Annotated in this window: 2 pseudogenes; both read left to right on the top strand. The window is 36.9% G+C overall.

Going from position 1 to position 260, the window contains the following annotated elements:
* Positions 1-83 (top strand): annotated as a pseudogene (locus KVT11_RS21375) (major tail protein); the annotation flags it as partial.
* 61 nt (positions 84-144) lie between these two features.
* Positions 145-260: pseudogene (locus KVT11_RS21650) on the top strand (phage tail assembly chaperone G); the annotation flags it as partial.

Below are 260 nucleotides of genomic sequence, written 5' to 3'. Positions count from 1 at the left end.
AAGAAGAAGTTGGTTTTGATGCAGCGGTTGCAGCGAACTGGTTTAAAGCAGTTCCAACACCACCTGTAGCATTAGGAGCTTAATAAAAGTATTTTCAGGGATGGCTAACGCTGTCCCTATTTTATTTCTAGGAGGAAATTATTTATGAAAATCACGTTACAAAACGAAGAAGGTACAAAAGATTATTATTTACCACAGTTTATTCCTGGATCAGCTACTTTTGAAGCTTCCACATTAGCAGATGAATTACAAGCAGATCT

This window comes from Bacillus sp. GbtcB10 (assembly GCF_019091365.1).
Lineage (GTDB): Bacteria > Bacillota > Bacilli > Bacillales > Bacillaceae > Bacillus > Bacillus altitudinis.
Note: the sequence above shows the minus strand (reverse complement) of the source record. Positions and strands in the feature narration are given on the sequence as shown.